This is a genomic window from Streptomyces cavernae (assembly GCF_004023625.1).
Lineage (GTDB): Bacteria > Actinomycetota > Actinomycetes > Streptomycetales > Streptomycetaceae > Streptomyces > Streptomyces cavernae.
Genome location: NZ_RPDJ01000136.1, coordinates 1 through 688, shown reverse-complemented (window position 1 = coordinate 688; position 688 = coordinate 1). Strand labels below are relative to the sequence as shown.

Sequence of the window (688 nt, the reverse complement as noted above, 5' to 3'; positions counted from 1 at the left end):
GGCAGGTCGAAGGCCACCGACAGACCCATCGTGCCGTTGGCGATCAACTGCTGGTACCGCGCGTTGGACTCCGTCGCCGTACCGAAACCGGCGTACTGACGCATCGTCCACGGCCGACCCGTGTACATCGACGGGTAGACACCACGCGTGAAGGGATACGCCCCCGGCTCCCCCAGCTTCTGCGCCGGATCCCAGCCCTGAAGGGACTCAGGCCCGTACACCGGCTCGATGGGCAGTCCGGACTCGCCTGTTCTGCTCTGTGCCATCAGTTCGTCTCCCCATGAGCGCTGCTGTACTGAGTCGTCAGCCGACGACGGTCCAGGTGTCGGCGCCGGCGAGGAGTGCGGCCAGGTCGCCCTTGCCGTTCTGCTCGACCGCCGTGTCCAGCTGGTCGGCCATCTGGGTGTCGTAGACGGGCCGGTCGACGGAGCGGAAGACGCCGATCGGGGTGTGGTGCAGGGTGTCCGGGTCGGCCAGCCGGGACAGGGCGAAGGCCGTGGTCGGGGACGCGGAGTGCGCGTCGTGGACGATGATCTGCGCCTCGTTGTCCGGCGTGACCGTGACGACCTTGAGGTCACCGGTGGCCGCGTCCCGGACGACGCCCTTGGCGAGATCGGTGCCGAAGCGGATCGGCTGCCCGTGCTCGAGGCGGATCACAGCCTCCTCGGCCTGCTGCTTGTCCTTGAGG

Annotated in this window: 1 protein-coding gene and 1 pseudogene; both read right to left on the bottom strand. The window is 68.5% G+C overall.

Annotated features, from left to right (window positions below; all coding sequences use genetic code 11):
* The coding region (locus tag EF387_RS46505; protein WP_238432111.1) for a methylmalonyl-CoA mutase family protein at nucleotides 1-266 on the bottom strand (266 nt) is incomplete at its 3' end.
* A gap of 37 nt (nucleotides 267-303) precedes the next feature.
* Nucleotides 304-688, bottom strand: a pseudogene (locus EF387_RS46500) (2-oxoacid:ferredoxin oxidoreductase subunit beta); the annotation flags it as partial.